The following is a 543-nucleotide window of genomic DNA, read 5'->3' on the forward strand; positions in this document are numbered from 1 at the left end:
ATTATGACCAGTAACTTGGGTTCGCATAAAATCCAAGAAATGGTCGGCGAGAGCTATGAGGATATCAAAGCTGAAGTGATGGATTCAGTTGGGCAGCATTTCCGTCCAGAGTTTGTCAACCGTATCGATGAGATCGTGGTATTCCATCCACTAGGTATGTCGCAGATGGCAGGTATTGCTGCGATTCAGTTAAACCGCTTGCGTCAGCGTTTATATGAGCGTGAGTTAGATATCGAGTTATCAGCAGAAGCGATGAATAAGCTGGTTGCGGTTGGTTATGATCCTGTTTATGGCGCGCGTCCACTCAAGCGTGCCATTCAGCAAGAGATTGAAAACCCATTGTCATTGAAGCTGCTGGCAGGTGACTTTGTTGCTGGTGATATCATCAAAGTCGATGTCGGTGTGGATGATAAGCTGACATTTGATAAGCTTAGAATGAGCTAATCGTTCATTTTAGCCCTTGACCCGAAACTAAGCCCCTTATTTGCCCATTTTTTATACCGGCAAGTAAGGGGTTTTTACTTTGTGCGCCATCATTATTTT

Annotated in this window: 1 protein-coding gene; it reads left to right on the plus strand. The window is 44.4% G+C overall.

Annotation, left to right across the window (positions count from 1 at the left end):
* Positions 1-444 (plus strand): AAA family ATPase (locus JMW90_RS13645; RefSeq protein ID WP_201564781.1); only part of this gene is annotated, 444 nt, incomplete at its 5' end.
* Positions 445-543: the final 99 nt, after the last annotated feature.

It is taken from the genome of Psychrobacter glacincola (assembly GCF_904846215.1).
GTDB lineage: Bacteria > Pseudomonadota > Gammaproteobacteria > Pseudomonadales > Moraxellaceae > Psychrobacter > Psychrobacter glacincola.